General features: G+C 70.4%; 2 protein-coding genes. Both read right to left on the bottom strand.

Annotated elements, in window-relative coordinates; all coding sequences use genetic code 11:
* A partial coding sequence (locus tag AC5RUJ_RS17275) for an aldehyde dehydrogenase family protein (protein WP_494156371.1) occupies positions 1-159 on the bottom strand: 159 nt, incomplete at its 3' end.
* A 12-nt stretch (positions 160-171) separates the two neighbouring features.
* On the bottom strand, positions 172-925 hold a 754-nt coding region (locus AC5RUJ_RS17270), incomplete at its 5' end, for an NAD(P)/FAD-dependent oxidoreductase (RefSeq protein ID WP_494156370.1).

Raw genomic sequence — 925 nt, 5'->3', positions numbered from 1 at the left:
CCAGGCCGGGAAGGCGGTCTTGGCCGCCGCCACGGCGTCGTCCACGTCGGCCCCGGAGGCATAGGCGATGGCCTCAGCAGCCTCGCCGGTGGCCGGGTTCACGCGCGTAACGCGTTCTCCGCGGCCCTCGCGAAGTCCGCCGTTAATGTACTGGTGCATCCTTTGTCTCCTTTACGAGTCGAAGCCCATGCCGGCGGCGTCCATGGCTTTCAACCAGGGGCCGCGTCGTCCCCGGTTGCGGTCGGCGCGGATCAGGGCGGCGGTGGTGAGTTTGATGCCGAGCCAGGCGAGCGGCTCGGGCGGGAACGGCAGCGGCTTCCGCCGCACCAGCTCCAGCTCCGTCCGTTCGGTCGGCCGGCCCGACAGCAGGTCCAGCATCACGTTGGCGCCGAAGCGCGACGCTCCCACGCCCAAGCCGGTGAAGCCGGCGCAATAGGCCACCCGGCCGGCGTAGGCGGTGTCGAAGAAGGAGAAGAAGCGGCTGCAGGTATCGATGGCACCGCCCCAGGCGTGGCTGAAGCGCACGTCGGCCAGTTGCGGGAAAGTGGCGGCGAAGTGGGCGGCGAGGCGGCGGTACGTTTCCGGGCGGTGGTCGTAGCCGTGCCGGAGCGACCTGCCGTAGTGGTAGACGGCGTCGTAGCCGCCGAACAGCATCCGGTCCTGCCCGTCGGCGTCGGTGGTCAGCCGGTAGTAATGGAAACGGTTGTCGTTGTCGGCGATGCCGAACCGCTCGGACCAGCCCAGCGATTCCCGTTGCCCGCCGGTCAGCGGTTCCGTCATCAACGCGTAGTCGTACACCGGGACGGTATGCAGCCGGGTGCGCGCCAGCAGCGACGGGAAGGCATTGGTCGCCAGCGCGACGCGTCCGGCGGCCACGGAGCCGGCGTCGGTGCGCAGCAGGATGGACCCCGCCCGCCGGGACAGG

The organism is Arthrobacter sp. Y3223164, assembly GCF_059091005.1.
This window is presented reverse-complemented; position numbering and strand designations above follow the sequence as displayed.